Origin of the sequence: Ulvibacterium sp., from assembly GCF_965248315.1 — a bacterium.
Taxonomy (GTDB): Bacteria; Bacteroidota; Bacteroidia; order Flavobacteriales; family Flavobacteriaceae; genus Ulvibacterium.
The window spans coordinates 432,261-455,923 of the sequence record NZ_CBDFIX010000002.1; the positions used below are offsets into that span (position 1 = coordinate 432,261).

The window sequence follows — 23,663 nt, forward strand, 5'->3', positions numbered from 1 at the left end:
AGCGTACAATTATGACCATAAAGGAGTTGGCACAAGAATTGGATATTTCTACTACTACGGTTTCGCGTGTTCTTACTGGTCAAGAAAAAAAATACCGGATTAGTCCAAAAACCGCCCTAAGAGTAAGGAACGGTGCTAGGAAACACAAATTTGAACCCAATCAAATCGCCCGTAATTTAAGACTACAGGAAACTAATACTATCGGGTTGATCATCCCGGATATCAGCAATCCCTTTTTTGCCAACCTTGCACGAACGGTGGAAATAGAGCTTCGAAAACGGGACAAAATGATTTTGTTATGTGATACCAAAGATGAGACCCTCTTGGAAGAGGAGTCCCTAAACCTCCTTTTGGGCAGAAAAGTTGATGGTCTTTTGGTGGCACCCGTGGGTAAAAAATGTGATCATTTCATTAAGAACTCCAAAATTCCCTTGGTGTTGATCGATCGTTATTTCAAGGACCAAACCATTCCCTTTGTCACCGCGGACAACTTCCAAAGTGCTTATTTCGCAACCGAGTTCTTAATCCATAAGGGGCATCAAAATATCGCTTGTATCCAAGGGCTAGGATATACTTCGGTAAATGAGAATAGGATTCTTGGGTATAGCCAGGCAATGGAGGACCATAAGATCCCAACTAGATTTACCCAGATTTCAGGTTCTGGTTATAGTATCGAAAACGGTTATGAATCCACTAAAGAATTGCTACAGAAAAAGAATCGTCCAACGGCAATCTTCGCCTTGAACAACCAAATTGCCCTTGGGGCCATGAAGGCCATTAAAGAGGCTGGTTTGCATATTCCAGAAGATATTTCGCTAATCGCCTTCGATGAACAACCCTATTTTGAATTGCTATCCCCAGCCCTTACGGCCATAAAACAACCCATGCAGGGCATTGGTAAGGTTGCCGTAGAGACCTTGTTCAGGCTCATGGCCGGGGAAAACGTAAAAAACCAAATGCTGGCACCCAATTTTATTGAACGGGAGTCTGTAAAATCCATATCATTATGAAAACCAGTTTTCCACTTTGTGTCTTTGTATTATTTTGGGTGACGGGGACTTTTTCCCAGACCAAGATTATTTTTGATACCGATTTCGGGGGCGATGCGGATGATCTGGGCGCATTGGCCATGCTCAATCACTTTCAAAACAAAGGAGAGATCGACCTTCTGGCGGTAATGTGTTGGAATGTGGAAAAGTATGCCGTAAGCGCTATTGATGCTGTGAACACCTACTATGGCAATCCGGATATTCCCATTGGGTTAAGAAAGGATAATCCCCACGAAACACCTTGGAACCATAGTAAAGTTATTGCTGACAACCTAGAGCATGACGTTACGCATAACAATGCTCCAGAGGCCACGGCGCTATATCGAGAATTACTAAGCGCAAGCGAAGATCAAAGTATAATTTTGATTACCGTGGGGCCTTTGATGAACATTAGAAAACTAATCGATTCAAAGCCCGATGCCTTCTCCCCTCTTGACGGCTCGGAATTGATTCATGCCAAGGTCAAGGAATTTGTAATCATGGGAGGCAATTTTCCAACTAGCAAGGATGAATGGAATTTTAATGGGGACATGCCCGGAATCACAAAGTATGTACTGGAAAACCTCACCTTGCCTATTACCTTCTCCGGTGCGGAGTTGGGTTCTGCAATAAAAACAGGCGAAGTATTCAATGACCTTCCCAAAGACACTCCGCTTTACCTCGGTTTCTTTCATTTCAGCAAACATGCCCCGTGGATGAATCATTTGTTCAAAGGAAAAATAATCGACAATGCCACCTTTGATCAAACCGCAGTTTTGTATGCGGTCCGAAACGGTTTGGGAAACTATTGGCACAAAGTTTCGGATGGCATTTGCGTTGCGGATGATACAGGTGGCAATATCTGGAAGTCAGTAACAAATTCTAATCACTCCTATCTAGTACTTGACAAGGACATTCCTCAAATGGAAAAAGAACTAGAGGCCTTTATGCTAGGGGATTTCTAAAAGCCACTCTTATGAAAAATATCATTTTTTTAGCCGTCCTAACACTCATTTCCTTGGAGCTAACTGCCCAGGAAAAAGTAATCTTGGATACAGACCCTTCCTTTGATCCGGACGATGTAGGTTGTATTGCCATGCTTCAGACCATGGCTACCCAGGGGGAATGCAACATCTTGGCCATTATTAATTCCACCGATCAAAAAGAATCTGCCTTGTGTATTAGCTCTATCAATTATTTCTATAATAGAAAGGCCATTCCCGTAGGCGATTACAAGGGCTATGCCAAAAAAATACACGCCACGGAAAACACCTATGACTATCATATCGCCAAAGACTATCCCCGGGAATTAATGAATTGGGAGGATTCCCATGACGGTGTAAAATTGTATCGTGAAATTTTGGAAAGTGCCAAAGACAACAGTATCACAGTGGTTATTATTGGAACTATGCATAATTTTTATGGTTTACTACAATCCGGCCCGGACGAATATAGCGACAAGACCGGTTTGGAACTGGTAAAGAACAAAGTAAAGCTCGTGGCCACTATGGGCGGCAACTTCCTCAATAATAAAGGCCTGGATCGAACCAATTGGGGCGGGGCGGATGCATTGTGCTCCTATACGGACTGGTCCTGTCTGCGGGAAGAACGAAATCGGATGTGCCGTTATGTCATCGAGAATTGCCCGGCGCCTTTTATGGCCTCCGGTTGGGAAAATGGAAACGGGGACTACCACAATGCGAACAACGGCAACGTCATTACCGGGCAAGGGTTGAAGAAATTGCCGAAAAATCATATTGTCCGTAAAAGCTATGAACGTCACTTTGAATATCGCGGAGGTGCGGATGATATTTCGCGGCATAGCAATGATCAGTGTGCCCTGCATTATGCGATTAGAGGTGAGTCCAATAACTATACGGCATATACCAATGGTAAGATTACCCTATCCAAAAATGGCGAATGCTTATGGGATCCAAACATTAACCGAAAACAGGGACATATTCAGAAAAATCGGGAAGATGATGCTATAGCAGCTGAAATCGAGGCATTGATGATGGGTGCAGTTCCTGATTTGGACACATCCCCACCGACTGCGCCCAAGAACATCAAATTTCTTGAAAAAGACGGTGCATTTAATCTGCAATGGGAAGCTTCCACCGATCCCACTAAAGGCAGTTGGGTAGTAGCGTACAACATCTATAGCGACGGACAGTTGATACGCCAGGTATATGGAACCAAATTTGGAGCAATTGCCAAAAGCGGAAAGACCGTAGATTATGAAATACGCGCGTTAAATGCAAGTGGCACCGAAAGTGAGGCGGACGTTTTTTCAGTTAAACCATAACATCTGGTTCATGAACAAATTTGTTCTACCTGCCCTATTCATCTTTACCACGAATATTTTGTGCGCACAGGCGACTATCCGAATACTCAATTTTCAGGGGGACAGCGGATACCAGCACGATTCAAAGGACGAGGCAATTGAACTGGTGGAATCGTTAGGCAGGAAAAATGGATGGGAAGTATTTACCACTTCTGATGCCACCGCTTTGAACGAATCTCAACTTTCAAAAATAGATGTTGTCATCTTTAACAACAATTGTGGTACGGAAAGTGCTGTTTTCTCAACATCTCAGGGACAGGCCCTACAGAATTTCATAAGAAAAGGGGGAGGTTTTATGGGTATTCATTGCGCAGGTGCCATCTGGCATGAGGAAAAAGAATTCCAAGCTTGGTATGAACAACTTATCGGAACACGATTGGTGGGTCATCCCGAAGTTCAAAATGCGACCTTGATCGTTGAGAATTTAGATCATAACAGCACAAGCCATCTTCCCAAACAATGGCAAGTAAAGGACGAATGGCATTATTTTTCATCCAATCCTCGAGGCAGAGTCAACGTACTTCTATCTTTGGATGAGAATTCATATAAAGCGGATTCCAGTTTAAAAATGGGCGACCATCCCTTTACCTGGTACCACTATTTTGATGGAGGCCGGTCTTTTTTTACCTCTTTGGGCCATACCGTGGAGATTTATCAAAATGCCGATTATCAAAGACTTATTGAAGGAGGCATCCTATGGACGGCGGCTATGTCAACAGATGAAAAAGAACCCGCACTTGACGGTTTGATTCTTGATCTGGACGCAGACCTAAATGTGGTCACCAATGAAAAGGAAGAGGTGCTGAAGTGGACCAACAGAGTGGTCAACGGCCAAGCCCAAGATTTTACCCCCAATGGTTACGGTATTAGAATTGCCGATCCAGGATCCGGAAGGCCAACGCTTAAAAGGGACATTCAGGAAATAAAAGGCCATAATGCCATAGTATTTGAAGAGGATGAACTTATAAATGGAAAAGAGGATGCTTTCGATTACTTATTAACAGGAAGCGGCTATACCTGGTTTACGGTACTAAAACCCTATAAAACACAAAGTAGTGAGGAACAGACAGCGTTTGGGCTACATCGATTAAAGGATGTGAATTCATTTTTAGGGAACTTGAGAAATGGGGGCAACTATGAAGGATTATGGGGCAGCCTGAATGACGATCTTACGGTGTGGTGTGGTTCACGCAACGGTATCACTTTTGGACGTTTTGACCAGAACAATCCAAAAATCACAGGAATACAACTACAATCGGACAAGTATTATGTAATCGGTGCAAGAATGGGATCCGGTACAGGTGAGGTTGATATAGAACTTTTTGTAAATAAAGTGGAGCCTGCGGCATCTGGAAGGTATCCCGTAAATGTCCACGCCAATCCCTCTAAATTGGCCATTGGTACGGAAAGGGATGCTACCAACCATCCCGGGTCGGAGTCCTTTGATGGGGAAATTGCACGTCTATTGATCTATGAAAGGCCTTTGGATGATTCCGAAATGGCCCATGTACTAGGCTATCTAAAGTCGAGATATGGCCTAACCGATTAGCCTCTCATCAGTAATGGAATTGCCATTTAATTTAGGTCCCAGCCATTTTATGGTGATATCAAAAAAAACATCCCGCCGAGTGGCGGGATGCTTTTTAGGTATGGGATTCAATTCTGCTAATTCAAATCAAATCGGTCCAAGTTCATCACCTTGTCCCAAGCCGCCACAAAATCCTTAACAAATTTTTTCTGGGCATCTTCACAACCATAGACCTCGGCAATGGCCCTAAGTTCTGTGTTGGATCCAAAAATAAGGTCCACGCGGGATGCGGTCCATTTCAATTCCCCACTTTTTCGGTCACGTCCTTCAAATACTTCTTCATCCTCTGAAACTGCTTTCCAAGCGGTATTCAAGTCGAGTAGATTTACAAAGAAGTCATTCGTCAGCGTTTCTGGCTTATGGGTAAATACACCGTTATGGGACTTGTCAAAATTGGTATCCAATACACGCATTCCACCAACCAAAACACTCATTTCGGGTACGGTCAGTGTCATCAACTGGGCCTTGTCCACCAGCAATTCCTCCGTAGCAACGGAAAACTTGGTCCTAGCATAGTTACGGAATCCGTCCGCTTGCGGCTCTAGCACTTCAAAGGATTCAGCGTCAGTCTGCTCTGCACTGGCGTCGGTTCGTCCGGGAGCAAAGGGTACGGAGATAGCCTCACCAGCATTCTCAGCAGCTTTTTCTACACCGGCACACCCCCCTAGAACAATCAAATCTGCCAGGGAAACTTTTTTGCCTTCGGATTGTGAACTATTAAATGTAGCTTGAATCCCTTCCAATACTTCCAATACTTTGGCCAATTGGGCTGGATTGTTCACCTTCCAATCCTTTTGGGGTGCCAAACGTATACGGGCCCCATTGGCCCCACCTCGGAAATCGGAGCCACGGAAAGTTGATGCCGAGGCCCAAGCTGTGGAAACCAATTGCGAAATGGACAAACCAGAATTCAAAATTTTCGCTTTGAGGTCAGCAATGTCATTTGCATCGATCAATTCGTAATCAACCGCGGGTACTGGATCTTGCCATATCAATTCTTCTTGTGGCACTTCCGGGCCTAAATAACGGGAAACCGGTCCCATGTCCCTATGGGTCAACTTAAACCAAGCCTTTGCATAGGCATCGGCGAATTCCTCAGGATTCTCATAGAAATGCTTCGAAATCTTTTCATAGTCCGGATCCATACGCAAGGCCAAATCCGTGGTCAACATAAAGGGAGCATGTTTTTTCTCTGAATCATGGGCATCCGGTACGGTGCCCGCACCAGCGCCATCCTTAGGTTTCCATTGGTGTGCTCCCGCTGGGCTTTTGGTCAATTCCCATTCGTAGCCAAAAAGATTCTCAAAAAACTTATGACTCCACTTTGTAGGGGTATTGGTCCATGCGCCTTCCAAACCACTGGTTATGGTATCCGAACCTACTCCGGTTCCGAAATTATTCTTCCAGCCCATACTCTGCATTTCAATGGAAGCCCCAGCTGGTTCTGCCTCTACATATTCCGCATCACTAGCGGCACCGTGCGTTTTACCAAAGGTGTGGCCTCCGGCAATCAAGGCTACAGTTTCATAATCGTTCATGGCCATGCGACCAAAAGTCTCGCGAATATCATGTGCAGCGGCCACTGGATCCGGATTGGCATTAGGTCCTTCGGGGTTTACATAGATCAATCCCATATGTGCTGCCCCTAAGGGGTTTTCTAATTCGCCTTCCTCAGAGTACCGAGCTTTGTTTCCCAACCATTCGGCCTCCGAACCCCAGTAAATATCTTCTTCGGGTTGCCAAATATCCTCACGGCCTCCGGCGAAACCGTACATGGGCAAGCCCATAGACTCATGGGCCACATTACCTGTAAGAATCAACAAATCCGCCCAGGATATTTTCTTCCCATATTTCTGTTTTATAGGCCAAAGTAATAGACGCGCCTTGTCCAAATTGGCGTTGTCCGGCCAACTGTTCAAAGGGGCAAAACGTTGGGCCCCGGTTCCCCCACCACCACGACCATCGGCGATACGATAGGTGCCGGCGGCATGCCAGGCCATACGGATAAAAAACGGCCCGTAGTGCCCATAATCAGCTGGCCACCAATCCTGGCTATTGGTCATTAAATCCGTAAGGTCTTTTTTTACAGCTGCCAAATCCAACGATTTGAATTCCTCGGCATAGTCGAAATCTTCATCCATGGGATCTGCTAAATTGGAATGTTGCCGTAGGATGTTTAGGTTTAGGGAGTTGGGCCACCAGTCGCGGTTGGTGGTACCTCCACCAGCAGCTTGGTTCAACTCTCCATTTAAAAATGGGCATTTACTTATGTCGCCCTGACCATTGTGTGTAGAATCCATCTCTAATTTTATTTTTAAGTGGTTATGTTCCTATTTCTTTCTAAAAGTAGGATTCTTATCCTTACAATTCGGAATGCCGTTATTTTTTTGCGTTATGCGGATATTAAGAATTGTTATGGCCCGATACAAAGCACACAGAATACGGTTTGGTTTTTGATTATCTTAGTTCTCCGTATAAGAGATTTATAGATTATTGACAATCTACACTCCTATGTTGTGCAGCATATGAAGAAACGTAGAAAATATCGAGGAAAAAGTAATGGTTTTGGATTTGTTTTCCCAATACTGAGCATTATTGGAATTGGATCTGTCATCGTGTTTTCTTCTTTCTATGAAAAAAGTTGGACTTATAACTGGAACGGTATTCGTCAACAAATTAGGGACAGTGTTAAAGTTGCCGAACGTGGTTGGGTTTCTAGTGGTACCATTGGGCCTGGTGCCCGGACACCAAAACAACTAGGAAGGAGGATCTGGCTAATGAATAACGCAACTGTACCTGAACTTTTAAAACTTACCGAATATCCAGACGGAACAATCAAAACCATTGCCTATGAGGGGTTGATAAGAAAACCAGGTTCTATAGACAAGGCCGAACTTATAATTGGGGCAATTGCGGACACTGAATATCCCATTTATTTTAAAACTGGCTGTGAGGCTTTCCAAATGAATATTGGTGAATATTTAGTTGACTTTGTTCTGTTTATTGATGATACTGACAATAGCCCGCCGCCACCAATTGAATTTATAAACCAATTTAGACTTTCTGAAGCGGAACAAGAAAAAATACTCATTGCTCATAGAAAAACCCCAAGCTTATGGAAAAAATAATACGTTACACAACAAGGGCTATAATTCAGCTTGGTAAAGAACTTAAATGAAACTAAAAACTAAACATGCGGCTGATTTCTCTGGCGGAACGATTCTAACGCCGAAATCATAGCTGGGGCTTTGTGCTTTACTATCAGAAACCGCTAACCAATGATAAAACTCTTTAGAAAAATTAGACGTGGTTTGCTTAAAGAAAACCAGCCTAACCGGCAGGTAGGCAATTTCAATAAATATCTTTTATATGCTGTCGGTGAAATAGTACTTGTAGTTATAGGAATTTTATTGGCCCTACAGATCAACAATTGGAACGAATCCCGAAAACGAAATATTGAAGAAGAAAAGTTGCTTACCGCACTTACTGAGGATTTTAATGAAAACAAAATTAGACTGGAAGAAGCCATTAGCAAGGAAATGGACATGGTTAGAATGAGCAAATCCCTCATTAAAGTGATGCAATCCGACCAAAAAAAGATACATCCGGATTCTATTCGGTTTTGGGTTACTTCAGGAGCCAAGTCTTGGTGGAAAACCGAATTTGTGACTGGGACGTACGATGCCATGGTCAGTTCCGGCAATATCAATATTCTGGAAAACGATAAGCTAAAAAGGGTTCTTTCCCAATTTTCAGCGGATATTGATTCTGGGTTTGAAGACCATTATGAATCAATGCATTATTTGATCGAAATGAATAAAATATCGGCAGAAATGGCCCCTGCATTGATTCATGGCATCCAACGCGAAGAGCTGGGCGTAACCACGGACAGTAAGGATATGAACCTATATGTACAGAAGCTTTTGAACAATGAGGCTTATCTTGGGTTGTTGATTTCAAAAACGTGGCTGGAAACGCTTAGAATCCATTATCAGCAGAAACTACAAGGTTATATTGATGAAATACTTTCGATCTGTAAATCGGAACTTGCTGAATAAATAAAGTACTACACTTATACGCGCAATTGAAGTGGGCGACTACGAGATCTATATATGCCATTAGGAAAGAGTTTCGAAGTAGGGCTATTATATCTTCTGCAACCACTCCCGCATATCCACTTCTTTGGCGATAATGGATTTTACCTCGGCCAATTTAATACGCTGCTGTTCCATGGTATCGCGGTGGCGTAGGGTTACCGTATCATCTTCCAAGGTTTGGTGGTCTACAGTAATACAGAATGGGGTGCCGGCGGCATCCTGTCTTCGATATCTGCGCCCTACGGCATCTTTTTCGTCATAGACCACATTGAAATCCCATTTTAAATCTGAGATGATCTTGCGGGCAATTTCCGGCAAACCATCTTTTTTTACCAATGGGAGTACCGCAGCCTTGGTAGGGGCCAATACGGCGGGCAGCCTTAATACCGTCCGGGTAGTACCATTTTCCAGTTCCTCTTCCTGTAGGGAATGGCTGAACACGGAAAGGAACATACGATCTAACCCTATGGAGGTTTCTATCACGTAGGGAACATAGCTCTCCCGAGTATCGTTATCGAAATATTGTAATTTTTTGTTTGAATATTTCTCATGACTGCCTAAATCGAAATCGGTTCGGGAATGGATACCTTCCAATTCCTTGAATCCGAAAGGAAAACGAAACTCAATATCTGCAGCGGCATCTGCGTAATGGGCCAATTTTTCGTGGTTATGAAAGCGATAGTTCTCCTCTCCCATCCCCAGGGACAAATGCCATTTTAAGCGATTTTCCTTCCACTTTTCATACCATTCTTTTTGGGTGCCCGGTTTAATGAAAAACTGCATTTCCATTTGTTCGAATTCACGCATACGGAAAATGAACTGCCGTGCTACAATTTCATTACGAAAGGCCTTCCCGGTTTGTGCTATTCCAAACGGGATTTTCATCCGCCCTGTCTTCTGTACGTTCAAAAAGTTGACAAAGATACCTTGGGCGGTTTCCGGACGAAGATACAAATCGGTTGCCGTATCCGCGGAAGCACCCAACTTGGTTCCGAACATGAGATTGAACTGTTTTACATCCGTCCAATTTCTTGAGCCGGACATGGGACAGGCTATTTCCAATTCTTCAATGAGCTTTTTTACATCTGCCAGATCTTCTTTCTCCAAAGATTTACCCAAACGTTTTAATATAGTCGTAGCCTGCTCCTGATAATCCACCACGCGTTGGTTGGTGGCCAAAAATTGTTTCTTATCAAATTTATCTCCAAAACGTTTGGCCGCCTTGGCAACCTCCTTTTCAATTTTGGTCTCAATTTTGGCGACATATTCCTCTACCAAAACATCGGCGCGATACCTTTTTTTTGAATCCTTGTTGTCTATTAAGGGGTCATTAAAAGCATCAACGTGACCAGAAGCCTTCCAGGTGGTAGGGTGCATAAAAATGGCAGCATCCAGACCGACGATGTTTTCATTGAGCTGCACCATGGCCTTCCACCAGTACTCCCGTATATTCTTTTTGAGTTCCACGCCATTCTGGGCGTAGTCATAAACGGCGCTCAGGCCATCATATATTTCGCTGGACTGAAATACATAGCCGTATTCCTTAGCATGGGAGATTACCCTTCTTAAATCGTCATCTTGTTTTGCCATTCGGCAAAAATAGAATATTACCCTAAAAAAGTGCTAATTATTTCAATTGAAATTCAGAAGAGGCCAGAAGGCGTTCATCTTCGAAGACATTTAAGGTATAGGTACCCCCTTCCAAGGATCCTTCGGGCAGCGTTATAAAGTCGCAGATATTTTTCTGTTCCCCTGTAAAGACAACTTCCACACGCTTGCTGTAAATATTCCCGTTTACGGAAATGGTATTGGCATTATCCTCGATGACGCCCATGTTGGGGCCCAAAAACTGGAAGTAGATGACCTTTTCGGTATTTATGATATTGGGATCTGCCATAATGGTAACACAACCCCGGAGTTTTTCTATAGTAGAAGCTTTATTGGTACGTATAGGTTTCCCGCTCCTTAATCGAAAGCCAATTCCCTCTGAACCTCTTAATGTTAAATACCTTTTGCTTTTGAGCTCCTTATTCAATTCTTGGATCTTTCTTCGCTGTAAGGCTTCCGCTTCCGCCAAAGAATTGCTTTTATTCCTTAATTCCTCTATTTGTTTTCGCGTTTCCTCATACTTATCGGATAGCAACATATTGTTGTATCTCAGGAAGTTGTTCTTAAGCTTTAGGCTATCGTTCTTGGCCTCCAATCTGCGAAGTTCCGTCTTGTATTCCCTTAATTTATCCACGGTGAAATTCAACCTTCCCACCGAGTCCAATAACTGTTGTACGCGATATCTGGAATCCTGTAATTCAATTTCATTGACTTCGTTAAGCGCGGAAAGCCTATCCACATCCGCCTTCATTAAGGTAAGGTCCTTTACCAGAAGCTCCTTTTCTTGCTCCAAAAAATCAATTTGGCTTTGGGATTGGGCATAGCTGTAATAAAAGGCAATAAGAATGCCTATGATTACCGCCGCAAGTGCAGTAAGGATTATTTTATAATTGAATTTATTATCTTGACCATCCATCAGAGCAAGTAAGCTTTAGTAGGTTAAAGTAATAAGATTTGTTACGCTCCAAGCTATCAAATATAATAAATGATATAAACACCCTCCTATTGCCCAAGGTCTGTTTTGGATGTAATGCACATTTATCAGGCGGAGAACAACATCTGTGTACAGTTTGTCGAAACCAAATACCACTCACCGAATACACCTTTAACGCCGAAAATGCCGTTGACCGTATCTTTTATGGCAGAATTAACATAAAAAAGGCCAGTTCTTTTTTGTTTTTTTCGGAAACGGGCATTGTAAAAAATCTAATCCACCATCTAAAATATCGAAACCAGGAGCAAATAGGGGATTTCCTGGGCGATTGGTATGGCCAAGCCTTAAAGGAAGACCTCCTTAATAAGACCATCCATGCCGTTGTCCCGGTTCCGCTTCATAAGAAGAAACTACACCAACGTGGATACAATCAGGTGGCCCTTTTCGCAAGAAAAATTGCCCATCACCTCAACGCGGAATACATAGATCATGTGCTCGTTAAAACATCCAATACCAAGACTCAGACCCAAAAAGGAAGAATAGCAAGATGGCAGGGAAATAAAGCACTTTATACCCTTACCTGTACATCCGAACTCGAAAATAAAAATGTGCTTCTGGTTGATGACGTTATCACCACTGGGGCTACAATGGAACTCTGTGCCAAGGCCCTTAAAGAGGCTAAAGGCATTAACATTTATCTAACCAGCATCGCCGTTGTACCCTAATGAAATAAATTGTTTCTTTGTTGCGCTATATTATCCCCAATGTTACGACGCATATTGGCTTGTATTTTTTTGTTCTTTGGCATTGCCGCTTTATGGCAGTGCGCAAGAAGGGGCAATCCTACTGGAGGTCCCAAGGATGAAGACCCTCCTGTATTGTTACGGGCCGAGCCCGAGAATATGACCATCAACTTTGATGCAAATGAAATAAAGCTTTATTTTGATGAATATGTGAAGTTGGAGGATGTTCAAGAACAACTCATTGTTTCTCCCCCCCTAAAGTATCTCCCGGAAATATCCCCGCAGGGCGGGGCGGACAAGGTAGTGGAAATAAAATTCAAGGATACCCTAAAGGAAAATACGACCTACACCCTAAATTTTGGGCAGAGTATTACGGATAACAACGAAGGAAATCCGAACAGCTTTCTGACCTATGTATTCTCTACGGGCGATTATATTGATTCTTTAACGGTATTAGGTGTTGTAAAGGACGCCTTTAATAGAAAAGCCGATGAATTTATAAGTGTAATGCTCTACGAATTGGACACCGCCTACACCGATTCAACTATATATCAAAGGCCTCCCAATTATATTACCAATACGCTGGATAGTGCCGTAATCTTTACTTTAAAAAATTTAAAAGAGGGCAAATATGCCTTGTTCGGCCTAAAGGATGAGGGGAAAAACAATCTTTTTGATCAAAATGTGGACAAGATCGCTTTTATCCAGGATACCGTTATCCTACCTACGGATTCTACATACTTGCTTAACATGTTCAAGGAAATACCAAATTATAGCAGTTCCGTACCAAGCTACGCGGCACGGAACAAAATACTTTTTGGATATTATGGTGATGGGAAGGATGTTCGTATTGACCTTCTAAGCGACCTGCCGGATACCGTTAGAACCAAGGTCTTAAAGGATGGGGACAAAGACACCCTCAATTTTTGGTTTACACCCTTTGAAATGGATTCCCTTATCTTCACCGTAACCAACGAAACCCTAAAGGTTATAGATACCTTCACCGTGAAAAGCCGAAAGGTAGGAATTGATTCCCTGACCCTAAATCCCAATCAACGGGGATCTCTAGGATTCAATGAGCCTTTTTACATAGATGCCAATACGCCGCTTGTAACCATCGATACTATACAAATGAGCATGATGAAAAAGGATTCAACCGCGTTATTGTTCACGGCAAAATTGGACAGCATTGAAAACAAGGTTGATTTTGATTTTGAGGTGGAACCCAATGAAAGTTATGCTTTGACGATGTTGCCAGGGGCAATCACCGATTTCTTTGGGCAAACGAACGATACCTTGAGCTATAACCTTTCTACCAAAAGTTTGGCCGATTATGGAAACCTTAGGTTTACGATTACTGCCGATAGCTTGGCATACCCCTTAATTGTACAATTGACGGACGAAAAGGGCAAGGCAAAACGTGAAATCTATGCCCCAAAACCACAGATTTTCGAATTTAATGCCCTGGAACCATCCAAATACCTTGTCCGTATCATTTTTGATGCAAATGGTAACCAAAAATGGGATACCGGAAATTATCTTCAAAGAATTCAACCGGAAAAAGTAACCTACTATCCGGATGTAATTGAAGTCCGGGCAAATTGGGAATTGGAGCAGACTTTTATCATTCCAGAATAAAACGGTCCCTATCGTCAAGAAACTTTAGCTTGTCCCTCGTAGATTTAATATGTTCCTTGCATAAAGTAACTTGAAGTACCGCTTCCTTTTCCGAAAACATCAATTGTTCCCCTAAACAATTGTACACGGCTGAATGGCCTATATATTCATGGCCGGTTTCATCTTGCCCAATCCTGTTCACCCCGATACAATAGGCCATATTTTCTATGGCACGCGCCTTTAAGAGGGTATCCCAGGCCGTAATTCGAGGTTTGGGCCAATTGGCAACATAGATAAGTGCATCATAATTTTCTGTATTCCGACTCCATACCGGGAACCGAAGGTCATAACAGATCAAAGGATATAACCGGAACCCCTTGTACTCCACCAGAACTTTCTTTTCTCCGGCATTATAAACCTTATCCTCTCCCGCAAGGGTAAAGGTGTGTCTTTTATCATAAATTGCCAACCCGCCACCAGGTTCTACAAAATATAAACGATTAAAGTATCTGCCATCCTCTTGGACTATGATACTCCCCACTATGGCCACATTTTTTTTGGCAGCTTGCCGTTGCATCCATTTCACCGTTTGTATTCCTTCGTTAGCATCAATGCTTTCAGGATGCATGGTAAATCCTGTAGTGAACATTTCGGGGAGAATAATTAGATCCACCTGGCCCGAAATAGTTTCGATTTTTTTCGAGAACAATTTTCTGTTTCGTTCGGGATCTTCCCAAAACAAAGGGGATTGCACTAAGGCGATTGTCAGTTCTTTTGCCATTTTAATTAGTCAAAATATACTACATGATCATCATCCATAACCATCTTGTGTAGCTGTTCCAATTGACTTTTGAGAATTCTATCCTCTGACAATTCTGGAAGCTTATCTATGGGGAAGAATCCGACGTCCTTAATATCGAAACTAGGCTTTAGCGCTCCGCCACAAATGGTACAAAGAAAATTCAACTTATAAATATAAAAGGGCTGTGGAGGATGTGGATGGCATTTTTTATCATAAACGGCCAACAACCGAACTACATTGGTCTTAAACCCAGTTTCTTCCACGATTTCCTTTACCACTACTTCTGATGGTGAATACCCCACATCTGCCCACCCCCCGGGAATGGTCCATTTGTCATCCTCACTTTCTTTGACCATAAGAATTTCCTTTGCATCATTTAATACAAAACCCCGCACATCCACTTTTGGTGTCGGATAGTCCTCTACGGGCATATAGAAGTTTTGTAAAACGGGAAGCGGACAATCGGCCATAGTCGCCAACAGTTTTAGACTTATCTCCTTTAGTTCCTCGTATCGTTCCCTGTCGTACTCGTTTTCCACATAGACTAGACCAGTATCGGACAATGCCTGTATGCGTTTTACCAGATTGAGCTGATCGGAACGTTTCATTGCGATGTGTTTTCCAACAAATCTACCAATTTGTTCATTCCCTGCATCTTGGCATTATCCAAAGCTGTGTGGCCCCTGTTATCCTTCATGGAGGCGTCCGCCCCTTGGGCCAGCAGCATCTCGGCAATCTCTTTTTGATTAAAGGTGGCGGCATAAATAAGACAAGTGCCCCCCATGGCATTTTGTCGATTTATATCTGCACCTCTTTCTATCAATTTTTTGGCCACAGCAGTAAAACCCTTGAAACACACCCCCATTAAGGCTGTATTTCCCGAAGCATCCTCAGCGTTAATCTTTGCACCTTGATCCAATAACAAATCAATAATTTCATTTTGATCATAGTAGGTGGCCAAAATCAAAGGAGTGGAACCTCTTTGATCCTTACTATTGACCAAATCTGGATGTGAAACTATCATTTTAGTCACCGCATCCAGATTACCATTTCGTATTTGGTTAAAAAAAATATCCGTGTTTTCCATGGGAACTAAATGTATAAAAAAACTATCAGATCCATTAAAAGATTCGAGGTAGAAAATTAAGCAAAATCATGTTCCAAATTATACCTCTTTGTAAAACGATTCCATAATCCACGGCTCAATTCCAGTACTCCCCTTCTCATAAAAATAACTATTTATAATTCTGACAATTTTTATGTAATTTCTTACGTTATTGAAATAAATTGTATTTTTAACCAACCAAACATCGTTAATTTGGAAACACTACCCATAAACTTCCTCATTAAAGATTCCCCTGCTTCTGTAGCCATTGTAGACTCCAATATGCACTTCATAAGTCATTCCAAAACATGGCTGGAAGAATTCGCCAATGGTCAATCCTCTATTATTGGCCAGTCCTATTATGATGTAATTCCTGATATTCCCGAAGAACTAAAAAGAATACACAAGGAGTGCCTTAAGGGAAAGTCCGATATGAATACGGGCTATAAATTAATACATTCCAACGGTGCCGTTCAATGGCTCAAATGGAAGATTAACGCCTGGAGGGAAGAAGATGAAACGGTCGGTGGACTAATTATAGTTCAGGAGGACATCACCGAAGAAAAAAGAAGCCAAGAGTTATTGATGAAGGCCAAGAGTGTCGCGCGCATTGGGGGCTGGGAGGTAGACCTGATATCCAACAAGGTGTACTGGACCCAGGTTACACGGGAGATCCACGAAGTAGGCGAGGATTATGTCCCTAATCTGGAGGAGGGTATCAATTTTTACAAGCAAGGAAAATCCCGCGATACGATAACCCTTTTGGTCAGTAGGGCCATGAAGGATGGTACACCATGGGATACCGAACTTCAAATCGTCACTGCGAAAGGTAAAGAGCTCTGGGTAAGGGCCAAAGGGGAGGCAGAAATTGTAAATGGTAAGTGTATCCGAATTTATGGAACATTCCAGGATATTGACGAAAGAAAGAGGGCCATATTGGAATACCAAAAGGTATCGGATAGATTGGCTATTGCCACCGGTGCGGCCAAAATAGGAATTTGGGACTATAATGTTGTGGACAACATATTGGTTTGGGACGACAATATGTATGATCTATATGACGTAGATCAGAAGGATTTTATCGGTGCCGTTGAAGCCTGGGAAGCTTGTGTACACCCTGATGATAAGGAAAGGAGTTTAAGGGAATTGGAAATGGCCCTAGCGGGAACAAAGGAATTCAATACCGAATTTCGTGTAATTCGATCCAATGGCGAAATCAAGCATATTAAGGCGAAATCTACCATAAAAAGGGACAAAGAGGGCAATCCCCTACGTATGATAGGTGCCAATTGGGATATTACCAAATTAAAGAATACCCAGTTGGAATTACTTCGCAGCCAAGAATCCTTTGAAGGCGCCTTCGAAAATTCTGCGGTGGGTATGGCCATCGTAGGACTTAACGGAAACTGGATACAGGTGAACAAAAGCCTTTGCAAAAGCTTGGGTTACCGGAAATCCGAACTTTTGAGGCTTACCTTTCAGGATATCACCCACCCGGACGACCTCGACATCGATTTAAAACTGCTGCGCAAACTTATTGATGGCAAACGAAAAAGCTATCAAATTGAAAAACGCTATTTTCATAAAAATGGTAGCATCGTTTCCGCCGTGCTTACCGTAACTGCCGTAAAGAACATTAAAGGTGAGTTGTCTCATTTCATCTCTCAAGTTGTGGATATTTCCTCCCGGATAGAGGTTCAGGACAAATTGACAAAATTGTTGGACGTTACCAGTGAACAGAATGATAGCCTGCTGAATTTTGCCCATATTGTTTCCCATAATCTTAGGTCACATTCCAGTAATCTTTCAATGTTGACCGGTTTCTTGCATAAAGAAGAAAACAAGGAAGAACAAAGAAATTTAATAGGCATGTTATCGGATGCCTCCGAAAGTCTCAATGAAACGGTTCTTCATTTAAATGATGTAGTACAAGTAAAGGCAGGAACATTGGAAGAAATGACCCCTGTTAATCTTTTTAAGACCATAAAGGATGTAGAGAAGAACTTGGGTGTGTTGCTACGGGAAAAAAAGGCGCGTTGTTCCATTGACGTGCCGACTACTCTAGACATTATTGGAATACCTGCCTATTTGGATAGTATTTTTCTAAACCTGTTTACCAATAGTATCAAATACAGTTCGCCCGAAAGGGATCTCCGCCTTAAAATTTCTGTATCAAAAATAGATGATATGGTACAGGTCGCCTTTTCGGACAACGGTCTGGGTATAGATTTGGAAAAGCATGGGGACAAACTTTTTGGCATGTACAAAACTTTTCACAAACATAAGGACGCCAAAGGGATAGGGCTATTCATCACCAAAAACCAAATAGAGGCCATGGATGGGAGAATTGAGGTTGAAAGTAAAGTTGGCATCGGTACAACTTTCAAGATATTTTTTCAAATAAACTAAAAAAGAACGCTATGATGGAATTAAAAAAAATTCAAAGTACTTGTATTATCGATGATGATCCAATCTTTATCTATGGAACTAGAAGAATTATGAAGGAGGTCGATTTTTGTGATAACATTTTGGTATTCAATAATGGCCAGGATGCCATAGAGGGTCTAAAGGAACTGATCGACAAAGGGGAAGACCTTCCTGAAGTACTATTTCTAGATTTGAACATGCCTATCATGAACGGTTGGGAGTTTTTGGAGGATTTTGTAAAAATTCCGAACCCCGACGGCAAAAAGGTTACCATTTACATCATTAGCTCGTCCGTAGATCCCAGGGACCTGGAGCGGATACGCAATTACAAGATGGTAAACAATTATATTCTTAAACCGTTATCACCACAGGATCTGGAAAATGTGCTACAAGATGTAGCTTAGTCTTTTTCGGACCAATACCTTTTCATTGTTTTCCTCAAAATGGGCTAACTTGTTTATTAGTCCAAAGATTGTACCTACCCTTATTTTACCATAATTGTCCAAAAAAGACCTGTCCTATTCGTCCTTGCCATAGTAAGGAAGATAATAACCCTCTAAAAAGTAAGGTAAAATGAAAAAAATAGTAGTACCTATACTGGTATTCGCCTTGGTAGGTTTTGGTCTAACATCTCCAGGACTTACGGATACTGATCGAGAAATGGCAATCAAGGAATTGACCAAAACCCATAAGCATTTGAAACATACGGTCAAAGGACTCAGTAATCAACAAATGAATTTTAAACCTTCTCCGGAATCATGGTCCGTCGCCGAGTGTGTGGAACATTTGGCCATTTCAGAAAATGCGTTCCATGGGATGTTACAGGCTGCCCTAAAGACCCCAGCCGACCCTTCCAAACGGGATTCGGTGAAATTGACAGATCAACAACTGTTGGGTATTATTACCGATAGAAGCAAAAAGGTGAAAACCCGGGAGGAATTTGAGCCTAAAGGAAAAATCGGTTCATTCCAGGAAGTTTTGAAGGCTTTTGACTCCAAGCGAAAAGAGCATATTATGTATGTTAAGAATACCGAGGATGACCTACGCAATCATTACGGGCAATTGCCTTTTGGCACTATAGATGGCTTACAGATCATCATTTTTATGAGTGGCCATACCGAGCGACACGTTAAACAAATGGAAGAGGTGATCGCCCATACGGATTTTCCAAAAGAATAATTGGGCCAAATGGCTCTTGCCAATATGAAGTGAAGCAATCCATTTATTATAAATTGTCATGACTGCAACCCGGATTGCTTCGCTTTACCAAAAATGGAACTATCAATCCCTTATTCCAGGACTAAAATCTTGGGGAGCATTTTGAGCTTGGTCAATGGTTCCCGACTCGCCAGAATCATTGTAAATCGTCCATTCGCTAAATGTATACATTGGATTTCCATTTAAAATATTTAGGTTACGAACCGCACGCCCATCCTCAAATTCATGATTGGTCCCGGTACCATCTTCTCCTATTACCCCAAAAACATCCATAACAACCCCAAAGGGGTCTACCAATTCCAAATTGTCATCGCCATTGGAATCCGCGGGACTGTTCGTCCTTACACCAAAATCGGGAATAGAGCCATATACTCTTTCAAATTCCTCTGCATTTGGAGAAATTACCAAGGTGCTCAACGCTTCAATGTTAAGTTCGGATAAATCCAAGGATGAACTAACCTCTGTATTGGCATTGGTATAGCGGCGTAATGTCCACCCTTTTAAACTTAAGGCTTCAGTGTGGGAATTGTACAATTCCACAAAACGAGCCCCTATGTTATTATCAGGATCCGCCAGTTCTGAAATAAAAATTTGGGTGGATGTAAACTCATCTACCAAATCTTCACAGCGTTGCTGGTTAAAATCAATATCGTTCAAATCACGGACAATCAATTTGAACCCATCCTTATCCTCGATCAAAATCCCTGTGATGCTCCCGTTACCTTCGGGAAGTGTTTCGGCCTGAAAATCGGAAAAACCGCTGTTTAATACGATAAGTTCTCGATCACTGCAAGTAATCAAGGTCCGTTCGGTTTCCTCTCGTTCAACGGCAAAGGGCAGGCCTAGCTCTTCTTCCAAAAATTCTACATCTTCAATAGTAACCAATGTGTTTGCTAGGGCATTGTCTACAGCATCCACAGTGCCTAAAGTAGGCAGCAGTTGAACAATTTCATCACAGGAAACAAAAACGTGGTTTCCTATAGCCACAGCGGGCAATCGACCAACGGATACATTCCCAAAGGCGATAAAGGTTCCCCCTAATTTGAATACTTCCTTACTCTTTCCCAGGTAAAGTCCTTTGAGTTTGATAAAGATTTTACTGCCAACAGGATAGAATACATGTGAATCCCTCAGGTCAATCTCTATCTGTAATCCTCCGGTAGGGCTTGTTGGGCTATCCTGGAAATGGAGCACACTGAAAAAGTTACCGGCCTTATCCGATGATATGACATAGCCCTCAATGACCCAGTCCTCCAAGATCTGGATGGTCTTGTCTACATATAAATTCTTTACTTGAGCATAGGTCACATTGGCCGTTAAATCTAAGGAGCATGTACTTTTGGGAGGGTCAAAATTTTGATCTTTTACGCATGAGGATACCAAAATTAAAATCAAGGATAGGATGGCTTTTTTCATCTTTTTTGTTCCCTATTATCCAAGGGAAAGTTTTTTGGTTCTTAAAAACTAAAGGCGAGGTTTAAAAAATAGGTGCGTCCATAACCATACCAGTATTTAGGGGCAAACGAGGGTGTACCACTTAGATTATCCTGTTGCAACTGTCCGAAATTACCGTTCCTACTCTGCTCATAGCCCCCAGTCCTAAAAACGGTATCAAATAGATTGTTAATGCTCACAAAAACACTGATATATTTTCCTTTTTTTAACCAGGATTTCCCTCCCACCATATTCAATAGGTAAAAACTATCCAAAGGGCTTTGTGCCAATAGTTTGTTCACATTCTCTTCCGTTGCTTCCGGAAAAGGTTCCCCGGTTTCAGGGTCAAAGAAGAAGCTTTGTGTTCGGGTTATCTTTGAAATATTTGCATAGTTGTTGGTAAGATAATTGGTGGTCGCCGCAATCCACCAATATTTTGGGGCCCTGTATTCTATGCCAAGAGCATAGGCCTGTTGTGGACCTTGGGCCAATTTATAGTCCTTAATATCTGCCGCGCCAAGGTCTACATTCCCTTCAGCATTTATCAAATCTTCCTCGGCACCGGCAGTATCAAAATTAATGGACACTAACGGATTGTTGGTATATAGTTGTTTTCCTATGGAAGCTACTGCCGTAAGTTTTACATCAGACGATATTTGGTATTCCAGACCCAATTCAACCCCCATATGCAATTGATCTAATTCCGTTGTAACTTCCTGAACAAAATCCGAACCCACCCCGGCATCTACAAAAAAGAAATTAATGTCCGTTATATTCCGGAATCGGGTGTAAAATCCAGTAAGCCTTCCGGTTAGTTTAGGGAGTCTTATAAAGTAATTCAAATCCATGGTAGATATGGTCTCGCTTAAAGTATTTGGAACCGTTTCATTGTTTTCCCTTGGATTGATGAACACGTTCTGCAAAACTGGTGGGCGCATCACATACCCTCCGTGAACGGTTACCCAATGTCTTCCTGTAATTTTATAGTCTAATCCCCCTTTGATGCCGTAATTTGAAAATTTTACTTCATCGCTTTTGCCCAACGAGTTTTCGGGAAAACGTTCATTTAGAAACAAACCCTCTCGTTGGTAGCCTATACTATTGTAAGTTCCTGCCAAAAAAGCATTCCACTTTTTGTGATTGAATTTGAATTGTGCAAACGCCTCGAATCGATTCGCATCCATTCGATAGTGATAATTGAACCTATCACCCTCTCCTTTGTTCAAAGTACCATTTACGTCATTTTCTGTATCTGAAAAAGGGTCGATATCCGTATGGAAATCAGCACCCAAGAGATCTTGGATTTGAGCATAGTTATCTGAGGTTAGAATTCTGTATGTGGCCCCAAAATCCATCTTGAACTTATGGTTGATTTTTAAATTCCCAATGGAATTGAAAACGAGTTGCTTGTCGTCTGCGGTATCATTATAGAGGACATAGGTTGCCATTTCGGCCGTGTTTCCCATATAAAGCTTAGGCCAATTGATTTGAGAGTTTTCCAAAAATCCCTCCTTGGCGAGATTGGCACTTATAAAATTGGCTCCTATGGGACTGTTCACATAAAAACTGGGTAAATAGCGATAATAGGTCGGATCCGGATTAGGGCCATTGTAATATCCTAATCTGCCTCTGGCATTGGTTCCGAATTGATACGACACTCCAGTATTTAACCGAAATTTGTTGGACTCATAATAGTGGTTCAATAGCACTAAAGGTTCTGCGATTTTCCGTTCCCGAGAGTTCCTGATTTCTCCATTTTGTTCTCCCCAATAGGGATTATAGCGCTTCCCCGCCAATTCAAAAACCTCTTCCGTTATGGCAGAGGACCGACCGCGACGATTGGAAGCCAAAATAGCGGTTAGATTAATAGTATTCCTCGTATTGAAATGATATTCCAAAGCCCCGAAAAGAGAATAGGCGTCATATAAAGTACCCTCAATATATCCCTCCTTGGCCCATCTTCTGGAGGCCGAAATTGTATAGGCCAGTCCATTTTCCTTTAGACCGGAATTGTAGGTTGCCATTAACCGGCCGGCATAGGTTCTATTGGAGAACGAGGACGACAATCGTGTTCCGGCTCGCAATCCAGAGGGCCTGGTGTCAATATTGGTGTTTCCTAGAATACCTCCAAAAGTATATTCGGAAGCTGACAAACCATTGGTGAATTCCTGATTTCGGGTTACATCGTTTAAGCCGCCCCAATTATTCCATTGTGGACGACCATCAAAGAATTTATTCATGGGAATTCCGTTGATGAGTACTTGGCCATTCTGTGAATCATAACCACGTACACGAAAGAATGCCTGGCCGAAATCGAAGGCGGCCCGGTTAAGAAATACATCCCGCGTGGCCTGTAAAAATCCAATAGAAACTGTACTTATCCCATCATCTACCAATTCGGAATCGGTTAAGGTAATCAAGTTGTCCGTTTGCTCTAGAGTGATATCACTTTCCAGATAGATAATACCCAAATCCAATTGGTCATCAACAGGGGTGATGGGGATTCTTTGAGTTATAAAATCCACTGCGGAAATATTTAGGATTGCATCGCTCTTTAAAGGGATTTCCAACTGGAACCTTCCCAGTTCATCTGTTTTAGACTTAAAGGCCGTTCCTTCTATGTGTACTATGGCGCCAATTATAGGGGTTTTAATACGTTCATTGAGTACACTTCCACTTATACTATAGGTTTCTTGTCCCAAAAGGGTAGTCATAAAT

19 protein-coding genes are annotated in these 23,663 nt (G+C 42.2%); 11 read left to right on the forward strand and 8 right to left on the reverse strand.

Annotated elements, in window-relative coordinates; translation table 11 throughout:
• Positions 1-11 precede the first annotated feature (11 nt).
• Genes ACP2AF_RS03435 through ACP2AF_RS03450 form a run of 4 tightly spaced genes read left to right on the forward strand, consistent with a single transcriptional unit; the run spans position 12 to position 4,921 of the window.
• Positions 12-1,010: a LacI family DNA-binding transcriptional regulator gene (locus tag ACP2AF_RS03435; protein WP_425234843.1), complete on the forward strand. Its 999-nt coding sequence runs from the start codon at positions 12-14 to the stop codon at positions 1,008-1,010.
• On the forward strand, positions 1,007-1,993 hold the full coding sequence (locus ACP2AF_RS03440; protein ID WP_425234844.1) for a nucleoside hydrolase: 987 nt from the start codon (positions 1,007-1,009) through the stop codon (positions 1,991-1,993). Before ACP2AF_RS03435 ends, ACP2AF_RS03440 begins: the two co-directional genes overlap by 4 nt.
• A gap of 11 nt (positions 1,994-2,004) precedes the next feature.
• Positions 2,005-3,333, forward strand: a complete 1,329-nt coding sequence (locus ACP2AF_RS03445) for a hypothetical protein (protein WP_425234845.1) — start codon at positions 2,005-2,007, stop codon at positions 3,331-3,333.
• A gap of 10 nt (positions 3,334-3,343) precedes the next feature.
• Positions 3,344-4,921, forward strand: coding sequence for a ThuA domain-containing protein (locus ACP2AF_RS03450; protein WP_425234846.1), 1,578 nt, complete (start codon positions 3,344-3,346; stop codon positions 4,919-4,921).
• A gap of 116 nt (positions 4,922-5,037) precedes the next feature.
• On the opposite strand, the gene katG is transcribed toward ACP2AF_RS03450, so the two are convergent.
• Positions 5,038-7,260 carry a catalase/peroxidase HPI gene (gene katG, locus ACP2AF_RS03455; RefSeq protein WP_425234847.1) on the reverse strand — a complete coding sequence of 741 codons (2,223 nt, stop codon included), beginning with the start codon at positions 7,258-7,260 and terminating at the stop codon, positions 5,038-5,040.
• Positions 7,261-7,485: 225 nt separating this feature from the next.
• Between katG and ACP2AF_RS03460 the strand changes: the two genes are divergently transcribed.
• Both ACP2AF_RS03460 and ACP2AF_RS03465 read left to right on the forward strand, forming a co-directional pair.
• Positions 7,486-8,088 (forward strand): hypothetical protein, encoded by a 603-nt coding sequence (locus tag ACP2AF_RS03460; protein ID WP_425234848.1) that lies wholly within the window; start codon positions 7,486-7,488, stop codon positions 8,086-8,088.
• Positions 8,089-8,238: 150 nt separating this feature from the next.
• Positions 8,239-9,018 (forward strand): DUF6090 family protein, encoded by a 780-nt coding sequence (locus ACP2AF_RS03465; protein ID WP_425234849.1) that lies wholly within the window; start codon positions 8,239-8,241, stop codon positions 9,016-9,018.
• A gap of 87 nt (positions 9,019-9,105) precedes the next feature.
• On the opposite strand, the gene ACP2AF_RS03470 is transcribed toward ACP2AF_RS03465, so the two are convergent.
• Positions 9,106-10,647, reverse strand: coding sequence for a glycine--tRNA ligase (locus ACP2AF_RS03470; RefSeq protein ID WP_425234850.1), 1,542 nt, complete (start codon positions 10,645-10,647; stop codon positions 9,106-9,108).
• Between the two features lie 37 nt (positions 10,648-10,684).
• Positions 10,685-11,581 carry a hypothetical protein gene (locus tag ACP2AF_RS03475; protein ID WP_425234851.1) on the reverse strand — a complete coding sequence of 299 codons (897 nt, stop codon included), beginning with the start codon at positions 11,579-11,581 and terminating at the stop codon, positions 10,685-10,687.
• 38 nt (positions 11,582-11,619) lie between these two features.
• On the opposite strand from ACP2AF_RS03475, the gene ACP2AF_RS03480 reads away from it, so the two are divergent.
• A complete protein-coding gene (locus ACP2AF_RS03480; RefSeq protein WP_425234852.1) occupies positions 11,620-12,324 on the forward strand; it encodes a ComF family protein in 705 nt (234 codons plus the stop codon).
• Positions 12,325-12,363: 39 nt separating this feature from the next.
• On the forward strand, positions 12,364-13,980 hold the full coding sequence (locus ACP2AF_RS03485; RefSeq protein ID WP_425234853.1) for an Ig-like domain-containing protein: 1,617 nt from the start codon (positions 12,364-12,366) through the stop codon (positions 13,978-13,980).
• On the opposite strand, the gene ACP2AF_RS03490 is transcribed toward ACP2AF_RS03485, so the two are convergent.
• From ACP2AF_RS03490 to ACP2AF_RS03500, 3 genes are read right to left on the reverse strand one after another with little or no spacing between them, the layout of a single operon-like run.
• A complete protein-coding gene (locus tag ACP2AF_RS03490) occupies positions 13,967-14,740 on the reverse strand; it encodes an amidohydrolase (protein ID WP_425234854.1) in 774 nt (257 codons plus the stop codon). The genes ACP2AF_RS03485 and ACP2AF_RS03490 overlap by 14 nt on opposite strands.
• 5 nt (positions 14,741-14,745) lie before the next feature.
• A complete protein-coding gene (locus tag ACP2AF_RS03495; RefSeq protein ID WP_425234855.1) occupies positions 14,746-15,369 on the reverse strand; it encodes an NUDIX hydrolase in 624 nt (207 codons plus the stop codon).
• On the reverse strand, positions 15,366-15,848 hold the full coding sequence (locus tag ACP2AF_RS03500) for an ankyrin repeat domain-containing protein (protein WP_425234856.1): 483 nt from the start codon (positions 15,846-15,848) through the stop codon (positions 15,366-15,368). Before ACP2AF_RS03500 ends, ACP2AF_RS03495 begins: the two co-directional genes overlap by 4 nt.
• A gap of 231 nt (positions 15,849-16,079) precedes the next feature.
• On the opposite strand from ACP2AF_RS03500, the gene ACP2AF_RS03505 reads away from it, so the two are divergent.
• The 3 genes from ACP2AF_RS03505 (at position 16,080) to ACP2AF_RS03515 (ending at position 19,472) form a co-directional block, all read left to right on the forward strand.
• The gene (locus ACP2AF_RS03505) at positions 16,080-18,275 is read left to right on the forward strand and encodes a PAS domain-containing sensor histidine kinase (RefSeq protein WP_425234857.1); all 2,196 of its coding nucleotides are present in this window, start codon (positions 16,080-16,082) and stop codon (positions 18,273-18,275) included.
• 11 nt (positions 18,276-18,286) lie between these two features.
• Complete coding sequence (locus ACP2AF_RS03510) at positions 18,287-18,697, forward strand: response regulator (protein WP_425234858.1); 411 nt, start codon at positions 18,287-18,289, stop codon at positions 18,695-18,697.
• Between the two features lie 169 nt (positions 18,698-18,866).
• Positions 18,867-19,472: a DinB family protein gene (locus ACP2AF_RS03515; RefSeq protein ID WP_425234859.1), complete on the forward strand. Its 606-nt coding sequence runs from the start codon at positions 18,867-18,869 to the stop codon at positions 19,470-19,472.
• Between the two features lie 102 nt (positions 19,473-19,574).
• Here ACP2AF_RS03515 and ACP2AF_RS03520 read toward each other — a convergent pair whose 3' ends face one another.
• Both ACP2AF_RS03520 and ACP2AF_RS03525 read right to left on the reverse strand, forming a co-directional pair.
• Positions 19,575-20,927 (reverse strand): DUF5689 domain-containing protein, encoded by a 1,353-nt coding sequence (locus ACP2AF_RS03520; RefSeq protein WP_425234860.1) that lies wholly within the window; start codon positions 20,925-20,927, stop codon positions 19,575-19,577.
• A 41-nt stretch (positions 20,928-20,968) separates the two neighbouring features.
• Positions 20,969-23,659 carry a carboxypeptidase-like regulatory domain-containing protein gene (locus ACP2AF_RS03525; RefSeq protein WP_425234861.1) on the reverse strand — a complete coding sequence of 897 codons (2,691 nt, stop codon included), beginning with the start codon at positions 23,657-23,659 and terminating at the stop codon, positions 20,969-20,971.
• Positions 23,660-23,663 lie beyond the last annotated feature (4 nt).